The sequence below is a fragment of the Glutamicibacter nicotianae genome (assembly GCF_002797775.1).
In the GTDB taxonomy this organism is placed as follows: domain Bacteria; phylum Actinomycetota; class Actinomycetes; order Actinomycetales; family Micrococcaceae; genus Glutamicibacter; species Glutamicibacter nicotianae.
The window spans coordinates 1851089-1865775 of the sequence record NZ_PGEY01000001.1; the positions used below are offsets into that span (position 1 = coordinate 1851089).

Below are 14687 nucleotides of genomic sequence, written 5' to 3' on the forward strand. Positions count from 1 at the left end.
CCCCACGCCCTTGTCGTAGGCTTCTAGCCTTGGGGCGGAGTCCTCAGGAACCCGGTAAAGCGCCCAGCGACCTGGCCGGCATCGGTAGCCACAATGACTTCCTGCGTCGCCGGATAGCTCGTTTCACCATCAATCACGGCCAATTCCGCTTCCGGATCGACGTTGCGCTTGACCACGGCCAAGGCGATGGGCCCGGCTTCATAATGCAAGGTCGGGGAAGTAATCCGGCCTACCGTGCGTTCCCCCAGCTTCACTTCGGCGCCGGCGGCAGGCAACGTGTGCATGGAACCGTCAAGGTCCAAGAACACCAGTCGGCGTGGCGGGTGGCCAATGTTGTGCACGCGGGCAATCGTTTCCTGGCCCTTGTAGCAGCCCTTGTTCAAATGCACCGAGGTACGCAGCCAGTCCAGCTCGTGGGGAATGGTCTTGTCGTCGATCTCAGCGCCGAAACGCGGTTCCCACGCGGCAATGCGCAAGGCTTCGACAGCCATCATGCCGGCTAGTTCTTCGTCACCTACGGCTTCGGCCAGATTCTCCAGCTCCACGATGTGCAAGAACCATGGACGTTCCTTGCCTGGGTGGTCTTCGCGGGAATAGGCCCACCCGCCCTCGGTAATGCCTGGCCATGGGTTCTCCCAGACCAGCGATCCAGCGGTGCCGATCTTGCGGGTAGCTGCCAGTACGCCATAGCTGGAGGAAAGGTCATTGACCTCAACGCGCAGCATGAAGCGCATCGAGTTCAAGAACTGCTCCAACGCTGCCCCGGCGCCCGGTTCAACAATCAGCAGCAATCGTTCTTCGGTGGCGAGCACCTTCATCTCGTGCTCAATGCGACCCTGGACCGAAAGCAGCAGCGCCTGGGTGCTGCCCCCTGGGTTCAGATGGGAAATTCGCTGGCTGCTGAGCGTATCGAGCCAGCTCTGCCGATCCTCGCCCCGGATCTCGACAACGTCGAAGTGGCTCAGATCGGCAACTGCCTGGCCCTCGGCGAGCTTGCGTGCTTCACGGGTCGGCGCCCCGTAGTGGGCTGCGACACCGGCATCAACACCGCCAGCTTCCACAGCCCCAGCGCGATCGAGCAGAACTGAACGGTATCCAGCGGCCATGATCAGTTCGCCGTCCCTTCGGCCGTGACACGCTTGAGCGCCGCGGAGGCGTGCGCCTGGAGGTCCATATTGCCCTTGGAGACATCCCAGCGCCAGAACAGCTCGCCATTGACCAGACCGTAGATGCGAGTGGACGATGCGTAAGCCTGGGCATTCTTGCTGCGCAGCAGGCTCTCGGTGGCAAGCTGAATACGCGGCCCATCAATCAGGCCGTAATACAGCTCTGAGATGCCATCAGGCCGGACGATATGCGCCTGGATCTTGAAGCCGTCCTCGGTGTGCAGCTTCTGCACATCGTCAGCCGAACGCAATACCGGGAAGATATCCCCCGGCACCATGCCAGGACCCGCATCGGCATCCTGCTGTTCGCGGTCCAGCGACCAGAATCCGGATTCAACCGCCAGGATGCGCAGCTTCGTGCCATCGGCTTCTGTCAGCCAGGCTTCGCTGCGGTATTCAAGGTAAGGGCCGCCAAGGTCGCGGAAGATGACTTGCTGCCAGAAGTACTCGTCCTCGGCTTCGCCTTCGCCAAGACGGCCGGCACCTTCCCAGGTGCCAATGAGCCAAGCGAAAGGTACAAGTTCCGGGGTGAGGTCCGTAGGTAGGTCAAAGGCCATGGACTACTCGCTCCTAATTTAGTTAGTGATGAAAAGAAAACAGCGCACACGTTGTTGTGTGCGCTGTTTCTACTTCTGGCCCTGGAAGAGGCGCTTCACTACCAGGCCCGCGAACCCGGCCATTCCGAGACCGGCGATCACTACAAGTGCCTGGAAGAAAATTTCGATTGCAAGGTAATTTTCATTCATGGCTTCATCTTAGCGTGCGAGCCCGGACAACTTCGACACGCGTGACGCAGCTTGCATCATATTTGAACCGCTCACCGTTAAATAAATGCCAGAACTTCCATCGCATACCAGCTGACAGCACCGCTCATCAGCAAGATGGCGCAGGCCAAGCCCAGGATTCCACTCAGATTGCGCACGCTGCGGCTGACCAAAGCCAAGGCGCGTAACGAACCAACCAGCAGTCCTGCCAGCAACCCGAGGATCGCGCCCTGGTACCAAAGCAAATCCATGGGCAACGCACTGGACGCCGCGCCCAATGCGGCAGCGACCACCGGCGCAAGAATCATCGTCATCCGGTTCGGAAGTCGGGTTACAGACACCGCGCCGGCCCCGAGCAGCGCGACCACGGTGATCACGGTCAACCCAAAGCCGTATGGCGCGTAAGCGCTGGCGGCCCAGGCAGAACCGAGCACGCCCAGGACAATGCCAGTGACACCGGAAACCACGCCGGCCAACCGGCCTTCGGCTTCTGCACCGCGCAATACTTGGCTGATAAATACCAGAAGCACGCCAACCGCGATGACTTCGACGCTATGTGACATCATCGACCCGCCCGGCAGAAACATGGCCAAGGCCGTGGCAGCCAACGAGCATAGCGCCAAGATGATGGTGATCGGCCATGGCGCATCGGAGCGAACCATGCGGGGCCACGTATAGGCGAAAATCAGCTGCAATACCGCGGTGAGCACACCCATCAGCCAGCTCATCGAATCCAGACTTGCGACAACGACAAGCAGTGCTGCTGCAACGAGCCCACTGAATAAAACCTTGATTCTCAAATTCCGATTCCTGACGGTAATGTGTCCGCACTTGCGTGTTCACATGCGTGCTTCAACTGATTCATTCCTTATACTGTGACACGTAAAAGTGATTTTTTCGCAACTATCTGGCAGGAGGCAGACCGATTGGCTCACCTACTGCTCCTAAGTAATCATGCCGAAAATGCCGCTGAAGTTCTTCCGGCACTTGAACTGTTGATGCACGAGATTTCATTCTTCCCTGCAACCACAGAGTCGCTGAGCCAACTCCCGGAATGCGATGCGCTCATTCTCGATGCCCGCACCGATCTGATTCCGGCTCGCTCTTTGGCACAGCTCTTGCACGCCAACTTGAATCTCCCCTTGCTGCTGGTTGTCAGCGAAGGCGCACTGGGCATTTTGAATTCGGACTGGCACGCGACGGATTTCCTGCTGCCTTCCGCGATTCCTGCCGAACTTGATGCACGCATCCGTCTGATGCTCTCAGGCGCATCGGCGCCTGCCCCGGCGCAGGTCGAGCCCGAAAGCTCTTCGGGCCTGCGCATCGACGAGTTGAGCTACACCGCCCGTATCGATAACCGCATGCTGGACCTGACATACAAAGAGTTCGAGCTGCTCAAGTACCTCGCGCAGTTTCCCGGTCGGGTCTTCACCCGCGAGCAGCTGCTGCATGAGGTGTGGGGCTACGACTACTACGGCGGCACCCGTACCGTTGACGTGCATGTGCGCCGTTTGCGCGCGAAACTCGGCACCGACCATGAGCAGCTCATTGGAACGGTGCGCAACGTCGGCTACCGCTTCCACACCGAATCATAACTTTCGGATAACTCCTACCCACTTCCCACATTTTGCGACTATCGTGAAATGCATGAGCGAACTGCCACAGAACACTGTTTCCATTCAGCACGTCCCCGGTGAGCTTGATGAACGGGTACTGTCCGACGTGCGTCAACTAGCACTCGATGCGCAGGAAGCCGATGGCAATCCGCCGTTGAGTGATCAGACCCTGGTGGCCTTGGCAGCCGATGAGTCAAACGGAAATCTAATTGCACTGCTCGCTGAAGCCGGTGAAGGTGCGGATTCCACGTTGGCCGGTGTGGCTGTCGCGGTTCGGGAATCCGAGGAGCACCCTTGGGTCCTGGAACTGGTGGTCCACCCTGAGCATCGTCGGGCCGGTATTGGCCGCGCCCTGTTGGGCAAGCTCGGCGAGCTGCTGGACCTCTCGCAAATCCAGGCGTGGGCGCACGGCGACCACGAGGCGGCCAAGAAGCTGGCCGCCGGCGTAGGACTGAACCGCGTACGCGAGCTGTTCCGGATGCGCCGCGAAGGCACCGATTATTTGGAAGAATCCCCGATTGACCGCCGCATCACGGTTCGCACGTTCCGCGTTGGCGAGGATGAGCCGCAGTGGCTGGAAGCCAACGCCAAGTCCTTCGCGCACCATCCCGAGCAGGGCTCGCTGACCCTCGACGACCTCGAAGCACGCATGTCCGAGGACTGGTTCGATCCAACCGGCTTCTTCCTCGCATTCGATGCGGAGGAGAATCTGCTCGCCTACCACTGGACCAAGATCCATCCTGCCTCCGCTGACGCGGCACGTCCCACCGGCGAAGTCTATGTTGTCGGGGTGGTTCCCGAGGCGCAGGGACTGGGCTTGGGCCGTTCCTTGACCACCACCGGCGTCAACTACCTGCTTGAATTGGGCGTTGATGCGGTGATCCTGTACGTCGATGCCGATAATGAGGCAGCGGTGAAGCTCTACCGCTCGCTGGGCTTCACACTTTGGGATGCCGACATCATGTACGGTCCGCAGAAGATAGACTAGGGGTATCGGCAGTTCCGATTATTTCGGGACTGCCACGAGCGGTGTCTTTAGCGTCCACTTGCAGGAAAGAAGTGAGTTCAGCAGATGAATAGCTACCCCAAGGAAACTGGTACTCAACTACGCGATGTCCCTTCTTCGAAAGTCAACGAGGACCGCATAGAACCTGCCGATTCGCTGCCGGACTTGCATCCTGATGGCGGATTCAAAAATGAACGTTTCCTTGACCGCGAGCTCAGCTGGCTGCACTTCAACGCCCGTGTACTGGAACTGGCCGAAGACACCGATCTGCCATTGCTGGAACGTGTGAACTTCCTGTCCATCTTCGCCTCGAACCTCGATGAGTTCTTCATGGTTCGCGTTGCCGGGCTGAAGCGCCGCATCCACGCAGGACTGGCAGTGCCAGCGGCAAACGGCATGAACCCGGTAGACCAGCTGGAGCTGCTGCTCTCCTCGGCCCACGCACTGCAGACCCGCCACGCCAAGGTCTTCGCCGACTCGGTCTACCCGGATTTGACCGAGCAAGGGATCCGCATCACCACATGGGAAGACCTTTCGGCCTCCGAACGAGAACTGCTTTCCAAATGGTTCGTTTCCCAGGTGTTCCCGATACTCACCCCGCTGGCCGTTGACCCCGCCCACCCGTTCCCCTACATCTCCGGCCTCTCGCTGAACTTGGCTGTGGTAGTCCGCAACCCATTGACCGGCAAAGAACTCTTCGCCCGCTTGAAGGTGCCGGACACCATCGCCCGCCTGATCAGCATCGACGGCACCCGCGCTGCGCACTCGTCGCTGCGCACCGCCCGCTTCATCCCGCTCGAAGCACTCATCGCGGTACACCTGGAGCTGCTGTTCCCCGGCATGGAAATCGTTGAGCACCACTTCTTCCGCGTTACCCGCAACGAAGACCTGGAAGTTGAAGAAGACGATGCAGAAAACCTGCTGCAGGCGCTGGAGAAGGAATTGCTGCGCCGCCGCTTCGGTCCACCGGTTCGCTTGGAGGTCGCCGATGACATCAACCCCGAAATCATGGAACTGCTCACCCGCGAACTAGGTGTGGAAGAGGACGAGGTCTTCAAGCTTCCCACCCCATTGGACCTGCGCGGCCTCGGTGTCATCGCATCGCTGGATCGTTCCGAACTGCACTACACCAAGCATGTCGGCCATACTTCCAACTACCTGAACGAATCGGAAACTGCCAAGGCCGCCAATGTGTTCGCGGCCGTACGCCGCCGCGACATCCTGCTTCACCATCCCTATGATTCCTTCTCCACCAGCGTGCAGGCCTTCCTGGAACAGGCCGCAGCTGACCCGAAGGTCATGGCCATCAAGCAAACCCTGTACCGCACCAGCGGCGACTCGCCAATTGTCGATGCGCTGATCGACGCGGCAGAAGCCGGCAAGCAAGTCCTGGCCCTGGTGGAAATCAAGGCGCGCTTCGACGAGCAGGCCAACATCTCCTGGGCGCGCAAGCTGGAGCAGGCCGGAGTGCACGTGGTCTACGGCATCGTTGGCCTGAAAACCCACTCCAAGCTCTCCCTGGTGGTTCGCCGCGAAGGCGACAAGTTGCGCCGCTACTGCCATATCGGCACCGGAAACTACCACCCGCGCACCGCGCGCTACTACGAAGACTTCGGCTTGCTCACCTGCGACGACGAGGTTGGCGAGGATATCTCCAAGCTCTTCAACCAGCTCTCGGGCTACGCCCCGCGCTCGACATACAACCGCTTGCTGGTTGCTCCGCGTTCGGTACGCACCGGACTGCTGGCGCACATCGAGAAGGAAATCGTCAACGCCACCGCGGGCAAGCCGGCGAAGGTCGTCATCAAGGTCAACTCGATCGTGGATGAAGCCATCATCGATGCGCTGTACCGGGCCAGCCAGTCAGGCGTCAAGGTTGAAGTCATTGTTCGCGGCATCTGCGCCCTGCGCCCGGGTGTCCCCGGACTGAGCGAGAACATCGAAGTGCGTTCCATCCTTGGCCGTTTCCTTGAGCACAGCCGCGTGTTCATGTTTGAAAATGGCGGAGATCCACTGGTGTACATCGGCTCCGCCGACATGATGCACCGCAACCTGGACCGGCGCGTGGAAGCCCTGGTTTCGCTGCGCAACCCGGAAGACATCGACCGCATGATCACGCTGCTGGCCCGCTACATGGATGACAAGACCGCTTCCTGGCACTTGAACTCCGATGGAGAATGGATCCGCCATTACCAGGACGAGGATGGCAAGTCGCTCTCCGATGTCCAGTTCTGGCTAGTAGAAGAACATGCCCGCCGACGGAACAGTGGACGTAACAGCTAGTGAACGAATCAGAGCTGCGCGATACTCGCACCAGGGCTCGTGACATCATCCGATCCGCAGACGCCGAGGAAATCCGCCTTGGCGAATACGACATCGTGGCTGCCGGGGCGATCCCCTGGAGGCTGAAGGACGGCAAACTGCAAGTTCTCTTGATCCACCGTCCCAAGTACGACGACTGGTCCTGGCCCAAGGGAAAGCTGGACCAGGGCGAATCCATCGCAGAGTGCGCGTTGCGCGAGGTCCGCGAGGAAATCGGGTTGCGCATAACCTTGGGCATCCCGCTTTCGGCCACTGCCTACACAGTCGGGCAGAAAACCAAGGTCGTCTACTACTGGGCGGCCAAGACCGATCCGCAGACGGTGATCGAACCCGACGGCGCAGAATGCGACGAGACGCGCTGGGTCAGCCCCAAGAAAGCTGCCAGGATGCTGTCCGCGGCCACCGACAACCAGCCGCTGGACGACCTGGTGCGGGCCCATGACGCTGGCGTGCTCGATACGCACCCGGTGCTGATCGTCCGCCATGCCAAGGCCAAGCCGCGTGGCAAATGGACGCGCGCCGAGGGCGACCGCCCGCTGGCGGCGACCGGACGGCGCCAAGCGCAGGCTGTTTCGCGGATGCTCGAAGCGTGGAAGCCTATGCACGTGGCTTCTTCGCCGTGGATGCGTTGCGTACAGACGATTACGCCCTACGCAGCCTTGCACGCGTTGAACCTCAAGAGCATCAAGGCACTGACCGAACATGCTGCCACGCGCAAGCCTGAGCGAGCCCGCAAGGCCGTGCAGAAGCTGTTCGACAAGTACCGTTCCCAGGTCATTTGCACGCATCGACCGGTGCTGCCCTTCGTACTGGAGGTCCTCGCAAAGAACTCCACCGCTGAACTGGCCCAGGCGCTGCCGGATCAAGATCCCTATTTGGAACCAGGATCCTTGATCGTTGCACAGCAGGTCCAAGCCGGCAAACCGCGCATCGTCTCATTCGAGATCCACACGCCGTACCACGACTAGCCTCGGCGGCCGCTGCCCGTCCAATGCATGCCGTGCATAGGTGTTCTCTCATGGCTTGGCGCAACCCGTTGCATCTGGCTCCGATTAGGGATAAGACTGTAAATAGGACACAGGTCACAGCAGAGAATGAGGTAATTCCATGACTGCCAAGCAGCCGCACCAGCCAGTCGAGAAGATTGTGCACCATGGCCTGCGTCTGGATCACGACGCAAGCCGTGGCCGCTATTCTCTGTGGCACGGTTCCACTTTCGTCGGCTTCCTCGGCTACCACGAAGAAGACGGGATCGCCACGATTCAGCACACCATCGTCAATGAGGAATTCGGCCGCCGCGGATATGCTCGTGCCCTGGTGACCCTGGTTCTGGACAAGTTCCGCGACGAGGGCCTGAAGATCATTCCCGAGTGCAGCTACGTCCAGGACTACCTGCACCGCTACCCGGAATACAACGACATGGTGGTTTCCGCCAGCTAGCCTCGAATGCGAGCAGGGTCATCCTTGCGCCTTGTTCCGGCAGCATCCCGAGTGATCTAAACTGGAACGTGTGAATAAGCCAGCGCCGACCACCAGCACGACAGGTATGATGACGAGTTCAATCGCGACCCCCTATGAAGATCTGCTTCGAGACGTGCTGGAAAACGGCGCCTCCAAGGAAGACCGCACCGGAACCGGAACCCTGTCGGTATTCGGCCGCCAGATCCGCTTCGATCTGAAAGATTCTTTCCCGCTGATCACCACCAAACGGGTGCACTTCAAGTCTGTGGCTGCCGAGCTCCTGTGGTTCCTGCGCGGCGAGTCCAACGTGAAGTGGCTGCAGGACCAAGGCGTTCGCATCTGGAACGAATGGGCTGATGAGACCGGCGAACTCGGCCCGGTCTACGGCGTCCAATGGCGCAGCTGGCCAACTCCAGACGGCGGGCACATTGACCAGATCTCCCAGCTGGTCGACTCGTTGCGCAACAACCCTGACTCCCGCCGCCACATCGTCTCGGCGTGGAACGTCGCAGAAATCCACAACATGGCGCTGCCGCCATGCCACGTGTTCTTCCAGTTCTACGTCGCCGAAGGCAAGCTCTCGTGCCAGCTTTACCAGCGCAGTGCAGACATGTTCCTGGGCGTGCCTTTCAACATCGCCTCCTATGCCCTGCTCACCCGCATGCTAGCGCACCAGCTCGATCTGGAACCAGGCGAGTTCATCTGGACCGGCGGCGACGTGCACATCTACACCAACCACTTGGAACAGGTAAAGGAACAGCTCTCCCGCGATCCTTACCCATACCCGACGCTCAGCTTCAATTCCAAGCCAGAGTCGATCTTCCACTACACGCAGGAAGATTTCAGCGTCAACGACTACCAGCACCACCCGACCATCAAGGGAACCGTAGCCGTATGACCTCCAATCCGCGCCACGCGCACGAAGCGCAACCGCTAATTGGCGCCATTTGGGCCCAAGCCGAGAACGGCATCATTGGCGCTGGCGGTGCTATGCCATGGCATGTTCCCGAGGATCTGGCCCACTTCAAGCGCACCACCGCAGGCCATCCGGTAATCATGGGCCGCACCACATGGAACTCATTCCCGGCGAAGTTTCGCCCCCTGCCAGGCCGCACCAACATCGTGCTGACCACTCAGGCCGATGCCCATGGGCAACTCCGCGAGGATGGCGCAGTACCCGTCTCGAGCCTGGAAGAAGCCGTTGCCCTGGCACAGCGCAGCGAAGGCGGCGAAGAAGTCTGGATCATTGGCGGCGGCAAGGTCTACGCACAGGCACTGGCCCTGCTGGACCTCGCAGTGGTCACCAAGCTTGATGTCTCCCCCGAAGGAGACACCTCTGCACCCGCGCTCACCGCCGACTTCGTTCTGGGTGCTTGCGATCCATCCCAAGAATCGGAAGCTGCCCGTTGGCATACTTCCTCCACCGGTACCCGCTACCGCTTTGAAACCTGGCTTCGCCAAAAGGACTAGAACGACCATGAAAAAATACATCGGAGAGCTCAAGCAGCACCCCGAGGCACTCTTCATTCTCGGATACATGCTCTTCCCGCTGCTGGCATTGGTAGTGGCCGTACTCGGCTTCTTCATGGTTCTGGGCGGCCACAAGATTTTCGGACTGATCCTATTGCTGGTTCCCACGCAGATCTTCATCTTCTCGGCGATGTGGGCGATCAAGAACCGCAAGCTGCTGCTTGAGGAAAAGTAAAACTTTCGCTGTACCGAATCACACCTGAACCCTGCTGGGGCTTGGGTGTGATTCTGCTTTAACTCTTGTAACGAACCGGGCTCTGCCCGATCATCGCACCTACCATGGAGACATGACTTCATCTGTTGGTTTTGTAGGTTACCGAGGCATGGTTGGATCCGTGCTGATGCAGCGCATGCTCGACGAAGGCGATTTTGCCCAGATCGACCCGGTATTTTTCTCGACTTCCAATGCTGGCGGCAACGCCCCGGCATTCGCTGAGGGCGCCGGCCCGCTGCAGGACGCGTTCGACATTGACACGCTGTCGAAGTTGCCGATTATCGTCACCGCCCAGGGTGGCGACTACACAACCAAGGTTCACACCGAGCTGCGCAAGTCCGGCTGGGACGGTCTGTGGATCGATGCCGCGTCCTCGCTGCGCATGAACGATGATTCCGTCATCGTCCTGGACCCGGTCAACCGCTCGGTGATCGACGAATCCTTGGCCGCTGGCACCAAGGACTACATCGGCGGCAACTGCACCGTCTCGTGCATGCTCATGGGCTTGGGCGGGTTGTTCAAGAACAACCTGGTCGAGTGGGGCACCGCGATGACCTACCAGGCCGCTTCCGGCGGCGGAGCCCGCCACATGCGCGAACTGCTCACCCAGTTCGGCGACATCAACGCATCGGTGGGCAGCGAACTGGCTGACCCGGCAAGCGCCATCCTGGAAATCGACCGCAAGGTCCTGGAAACCCAGCGCGGAAACCTCGACGCTTCCCAGTTCGGCGTACCGCTGGGCGGCTCGCTGATCCCATGGATCGACGCGGATCTGGGCAACGGCCAGTCCCGCGAGGAATGGAAGGCAGGCGTTGAGACCAACAAGATCCTGCAGACTTCCGGCGACCAGCAGATCATCATGGACGGACTGTGCGTCCGCATTGGCGCCATGCGTTCGCACTCGCAGGCACTGACGCTGAAGCTGAAGGAAGACCTGCCGGTCTCCGAAATCGAGTCGCTGCTGGCAGCCGACAACGAGTGGGCCAAGGTCATCCCGAACGAGAAGGAAGCGACCGTGGATAAGCTGACTCCGGTCGCGGCTTCAGGCACCTTGGACATCCCGGTAGGCCGCATCCGCAAGCTGGAAATGGGCCCGGAATACATTTCGGCCTTCACCGTCGGCGACCAGCTGCTGTGGGGCGCAGCGGAGCCGCTGCGTCGCATGCTCGCTATCGCCCAGGGCCGCCTCTAGCCATCCCTGAAGCGCAAACGATGGCACACAGCCCGGAACAAGATTTCTGTTCCGGGCTGTGTGCCATTTTCCTGCAGGTGAGCGCTAGCGGGCCAACTCATCCCTGAGCAGCGAATAGATCAGCTGGTCATGCCACGCACCGGCACGCCACTGCGCTTGCCGGATGACACCCTCGCGGGTGAACCCCAGCTTCTCCAGGCACCTCTGCTCAGCCAGGTTTTCAGCAGCTGTCGTGGCCTGAATCCGATGCCGCGGGTAATGGGAGAACAAGTAATCGACAAGCAACTCCTGCGCTCGGGTGCCAAGGCCCTGGCCGCGGAACTCGGCAAAGATGCCGATGGCGATTTCCCAGCAGTCAGAGGTGTTGGCCCGGCCCCGCGACGTGACGGTGAACCAATCGGCTTTGCCGATGACCTGCTCTCCCAGGCAAACTGCCAGCGCACCGTCAGCGCTGCTGATCATCTGGTCTTGGGCCACGCGGTAGCGCAGCTTGCTGGTATCCCAGAAGCCGAACCATTGGGCTTCGCCGGCGCCCTGGACGGATTGGAAGTTCACCTCCAGCAGGTCGATATCTGCTGGACAGAGCTTGCGCAGGGATACTTCCGCCACGGCATTCCTCCCTTGCCCCGGCAACCACCAGGAAGCATTTCGCTTAGAGCCCTTCGCCAATCAGCAACGGCTCGTTGACCAGTTCGATCCCAAAACGTTCCTGCACGCCGGCACGTACTGAGCGGGCGATGGCCAGAATGTCCTGGGCAGTGGCTTCCCCGCGGTTGGTGATGGCCAGCGTGTGCTTGGTGGACAGCGAAGCGCGGCCATCGGCGAGCGCGAATCCGCCGGTCCCCTCCAAGCCGTAGCCCTTGGAGAAACCGGCCTGGTCGATAAGCCACGCAGCGGACAGCTTCACGAAGCCGGCCCGTTCCACCGGGTAGTTCGGGGCGTTCGGCGGAAGCTTGTCCAGGACGCTGGATTCAACGATGGGGTTGGTGAAGAAGGAACCGGTGGAATGCGAGTCGGCGTCCAAGATATCAAAGACCATGCCCTTGGAACGGCGCAATTCGAGCACTGTTTGACGCACTTGGAGCGCGTTGGCGCGGTCTCCGGCTTCAACCCCGAGCCGGCGGGCCAGCTCTGCGTAGCGGATCGGAGCCGATTCGTTCTCGCGGGCCAGCAGGAACGCCACCTCCAGGACCACATAGCGCGGGGACCCATTGGTGCTGGTGCGCTTGATGAGCGACTCCCGGTAGGCGAATTCAAGCTCGGCGTTATCCAGCTTGAGCACCTGGTCGCTCTCGCGGTCATAGGCGCGCACCCACGCCAAGGACTGGGACACGTCTGCACCGTAGGCTCCAACGTTCTGCACCGGGGTGGCACCGGTGCACCCTGGGATGCCCGAGAGCGCTTCCAGCCCGCTCAGGCCCTCAGCCAAGCTGTATTCAACTGTCGTGTCCCAGTTCTCGCCGGCGGCGGCACGCAGCAGCACCTTGCCATTCGGCTGCTCGTCCAGGTGCAATCCACGGGTGGCAATCTGCACGGCAACACCCGGGAAGCCCTCATCGGAGATCACCAGGTTGGACCCCCCGCCAATGAGCAGGACGTCCTGCCCTGCGGCATCCGCGGCGGCTACTGCGTGAGCCAGTTCAGCTTCGCTGGTTGCGGTCACCATTTGCCGGGCTGGCCCGCCGACGCGGGTCGTGGTCAGGTTCTTCAGCATTGCTTCAGTTTACTTTCCGTATGAGGAGGTAGGGGTGGGCTTCCTGCTCGGCCAGTTAGGCCTTGGGCTCGCCGCCGGCACGGCTTGCGGCGGCATTCGAGGACAGGCAGAAGGCCACAACCACCAGGATGGAGATGGAGCCCAAGGCCGGCAGCAGCCCGATGACTTCGGCCAGCAGACCCAGCAGTGGCGGGCCGCCGAGGAACGCGCCGTACCCGATGGTGGACACCACCGAGACGCGGGTCGCGGCATGCACCGGATCATCCGAGGCAGCGCTCATGGCCAACGGGAAGGTCAGGGCCACGCCCATGCCCCAGATGGCCAAGGCCACGAAGGCCAGGGGCAGATTGTTGCCGAAGGCGAAGAGCAGCACGCCAACCAGCGCGCTGATGGCGCTGGCACGGATCATGAAAACCCTGCCCATCCGCAGGATCAAATCGCCGGAGAGCAGGCGGGTCAGGGTCATGGCGGCCACGAAGACGCCGTAGCCGATGGCGCCCACGCCTTCCTTCGTCTGGTATCCGTCCACCAGCGCCATGGCCACCCAGTCTCCGGCAGCGCCTTCGGCCAGGGCCATGCCCAGCACCAGCACGCCCAGGAGCACCGTCTGCGGTTCGGTCCAGGCCTTCTTCAGCGAGGACCCGTTGCTGCTGGTGCGCGGGGTCCGGCTGAAGTCTTCGCCGTAGAATCGTGCGCTGAACAGGACCGTGGCGATGATGAGAAGGCCCATGAAGCCGTAGTGGTACTGCAGCGGGATCTGCAGGCGTGCGCCCAGCGCGCCGGCGCCGGCGCCGATTACCGTGCCAATGGAGAAGAAGCCGTGCAGGGCAGGCATGATGCTCTTGCCCAGGGCCCGTTCCATGGCCGCGCCTTGGACGTTGGAGGCGACATTCCAAGAGGCAGTGCCCAGTCCCTGGGCGAAGAGGAAGATGCCGCAGATGACGACGCTGCCGAAGATCCCGGCACCGACGCCGACGAGGATCAGCGAGCCGCCGGCCAGGGTCGCGGCGATGCGCATGACGCTGGTGGCGCCCAGCCGCAGGACCAGCTGCCCCGAGACCGACACGGACAGGAAGGACCCTGCGCTCAGGCACAGCAGCAGCAGGCCGACACTGGCGTGGTCCAGCGCCAGGGCGTCGCGCACCGCCGGCAAGCGCGAGACCAGGGCCGAGATCAGCAGGCCGCTGGCCAGGTAGGCGGCCATCAGCGCATTGCGCCACTGGGTTGCCGGCCGCTGCGCATCACCTGGAAGCTGCATGCCTAGAGCTGCACCACTGCTTGGCACTTGAGCAGCACCTTGGCTCCATCGGCCGAGACTGCCAAGTCGATGCGGGCGGTGCGGGCTTCGGCGTCCAAGGCGCCGACCTTGCCTTCCACCGAGATGGTGGTGCCTTCATGCTCCGATGGGTTGGAGCCTTCCGGGTCCTCGACGACGACCGGCTTGGTGAAGCGGGTCTGGTAGTCGATGATGGCGCCCGGGTTCCCTACCCACTGCGAGACCAGGTCGATGACCGAACCCATGGTGAACATGCCATGGGCGATCACCGAAGGCAGTTCCACCTCCTTGGCGAAGCGCTCATTCCAGTGGATCGGGTTGAAGTCGCCCGAAGCTCCGGCATAGCGAACCAGGTCCGCGCGGTTGACCTGCACCGTGTGCGATCCAATGACCTGTCCCTTTTCGAGGCTGTCGAATTCAATCATG

The 14687-nt window shown here is 61.2% G+C and carries 16 protein-coding genes; 9 read left to right on the forward strand and 7 right to left on the reverse strand.

What is annotated here, in order from left to right; all coding sequences use genetic code 11:
- Positions 1–23: 23 nt before the first annotated feature.
- From ygfZ to ATK23_RS08600, 3 genes are all read right to left on the reverse strand, one after another.
- Positions 24–1106 (reverse strand): CAF17-like 4Fe-4S cluster assembly/insertion protein YgfZ, encoded by a 1083-nt coding sequence (gene ygfZ / locus ATK23_RS08590; protein WP_066140772.1) that lies wholly within the window; start codon positions 1104–1106, stop codon positions 24–26.
- Positions 1107–1108: 2 nt separating this feature from the next.
- Positions 1109–1723: a heme-binding beta-barrel domain-containing protein gene (locus ATK23_RS08595; protein ID WP_066140775.1), complete on the reverse strand. Its 615-nt coding sequence runs from the start codon at positions 1721–1723 to the stop codon at positions 1109–1111.
- A gap of 266 nt (positions 1724–1989) precedes the next feature.
- Positions 1990–2658, reverse strand: a complete 669-nt coding sequence (locus ATK23_RS08600) for a hypothetical protein (RefSeq protein WP_066140777.1) — start codon at positions 2656–2658, stop codon at positions 1990–1992.
- A 198-nt stretch (positions 2659–2856) separates the two neighbouring features.
- Here ATK23_RS08600 and ATK23_RS08605 point away from each other — a divergent pair, with 198 nt between their 5' ends.
- The 9 genes from ATK23_RS08605 (at position 2857) to asd (ending at position 11271) form a co-directional block, all read left to right on the forward strand.
- Entirely contained in the window at positions 2857–3525 is a 669-nt protein-coding gene (locus ATK23_RS08605; RefSeq protein WP_038992228.1) for a winged helix-turn-helix domain-containing protein, read from the forward strand.
- Positions 3526–3577: 52 nt separating this feature from the next.
- Positions 3578–4534, forward strand: coding sequence for a mycothiol synthase (gene mshD, locus ATK23_RS08610; protein WP_066140780.1), 957 nt, complete (start codon positions 3578–3580; stop codon positions 4532–4534).
- Positions 4535–4618: 84 nt separating this feature from the next.
- The gene (locus ATK23_RS08615) at positions 4619–6835 is read left to right on the forward strand and encodes an RNA degradosome polyphosphate kinase (RefSeq protein WP_066140784.1); all 2217 of its coding nucleotides are present in this window, start codon (positions 4619–4621) and stop codon (positions 6833–6835) included.
- Positions 6835–7842: an NUDIX hydrolase gene (locus ATK23_RS08620; RefSeq protein ID WP_233125253.1), complete on the forward strand. Its 1008-nt coding sequence runs from the start codon at positions 6835–6837 to the stop codon at positions 7840–7842. The genes ATK23_RS08615 and ATK23_RS08620 overlap by 1 nt, the downstream gene beginning before the upstream one ends.
- A gap of 139 nt (positions 7843–7981) precedes the next feature.
- Positions 7982–8314 carry a GNAT family N-acetyltransferase gene (locus ATK23_RS08625; protein ID WP_066140787.1) on the forward strand — a complete coding sequence of 111 codons (333 nt, stop codon included), beginning with the start codon at positions 7982–7984 and terminating at the stop codon, positions 8312–8314.
- 109 nt (positions 8315–8423) lie between these two features.
- On the forward strand, positions 8424–9233 hold the full coding sequence (locus ATK23_RS08630) for a thymidylate synthase (RefSeq protein ID WP_066141367.1): 810 nt from the start codon (positions 8424–8426) through the stop codon (positions 9231–9233).
- A complete protein-coding gene (locus tag ATK23_RS08635; RefSeq protein WP_066140790.1) occupies positions 9230–9805 on the forward strand; it encodes a dihydrofolate reductase in 576 nt (191 codons plus the stop codon). Before ATK23_RS08630 ends, ATK23_RS08635 begins: the two co-directional genes overlap by 4 nt.
- A gap of 7 nt (positions 9806–9812) precedes the next feature.
- Positions 9813–10040, forward strand: coding sequence for an NF038396 family protein (locus ATK23_RS08640; protein ID WP_038992232.1), 228 nt, complete (start codon positions 9813–9815; stop codon positions 10038–10040).
- 112 nt (positions 10041–10152) lie between these two features.
- On the forward strand, positions 10153–11271 hold the full coding sequence (gene asd / locus ATK23_RS08645; RefSeq protein ID WP_066140793.1) for an aspartate-semialdehyde dehydrogenase: 1119 nt from the start codon (positions 10153–10155) through the stop codon (positions 11269–11271).
- An 84-nt stretch (positions 11272–11355) separates the two neighbouring features.
- Here the strand turns inward: asd and ATK23_RS08650 are convergent, their stop codons facing one another.
- From ATK23_RS08650 to ATK23_RS08665, 4 genes are read right to left on the reverse strand one after another with little or no spacing between them, the layout of a single operon-like run.
- Positions 11356–11880: a GNAT family N-acetyltransferase gene (locus tag ATK23_RS08650; protein ID WP_066140796.1), complete on the reverse strand. Its 525-nt coding sequence runs from the start codon at positions 11878–11880 to the stop codon at positions 11356–11358.
- A gap of 43 nt (positions 11881–11923) precedes the next feature.
- A complete protein-coding gene (locus tag ATK23_RS08655; protein ID WP_066140799.1) occupies positions 11924–12985 on the reverse strand; it encodes a UDP-N-acetylmuramate dehydrogenase in 1062 nt (353 codons plus the stop codon).
- A gap of 55 nt (positions 12986–13040) precedes the next feature.
- Positions 13041–14243, reverse strand: coding sequence for an MFS transporter (locus ATK23_RS08660; protein ID WP_066140801.1), 1203 nt, complete (start codon positions 14241–14243; stop codon positions 13041–13043).
- A gap of 2 nt (positions 14244–14245) precedes the next feature.
- Complete coding sequence (locus ATK23_RS08665; protein ID WP_038992237.1) at positions 14246–14686, reverse strand: MaoC family dehydratase; 441 nt, start codon at positions 14684–14686, stop codon at positions 14246–14248.
- Position 14687: the final 1 nt, after the last annotated feature.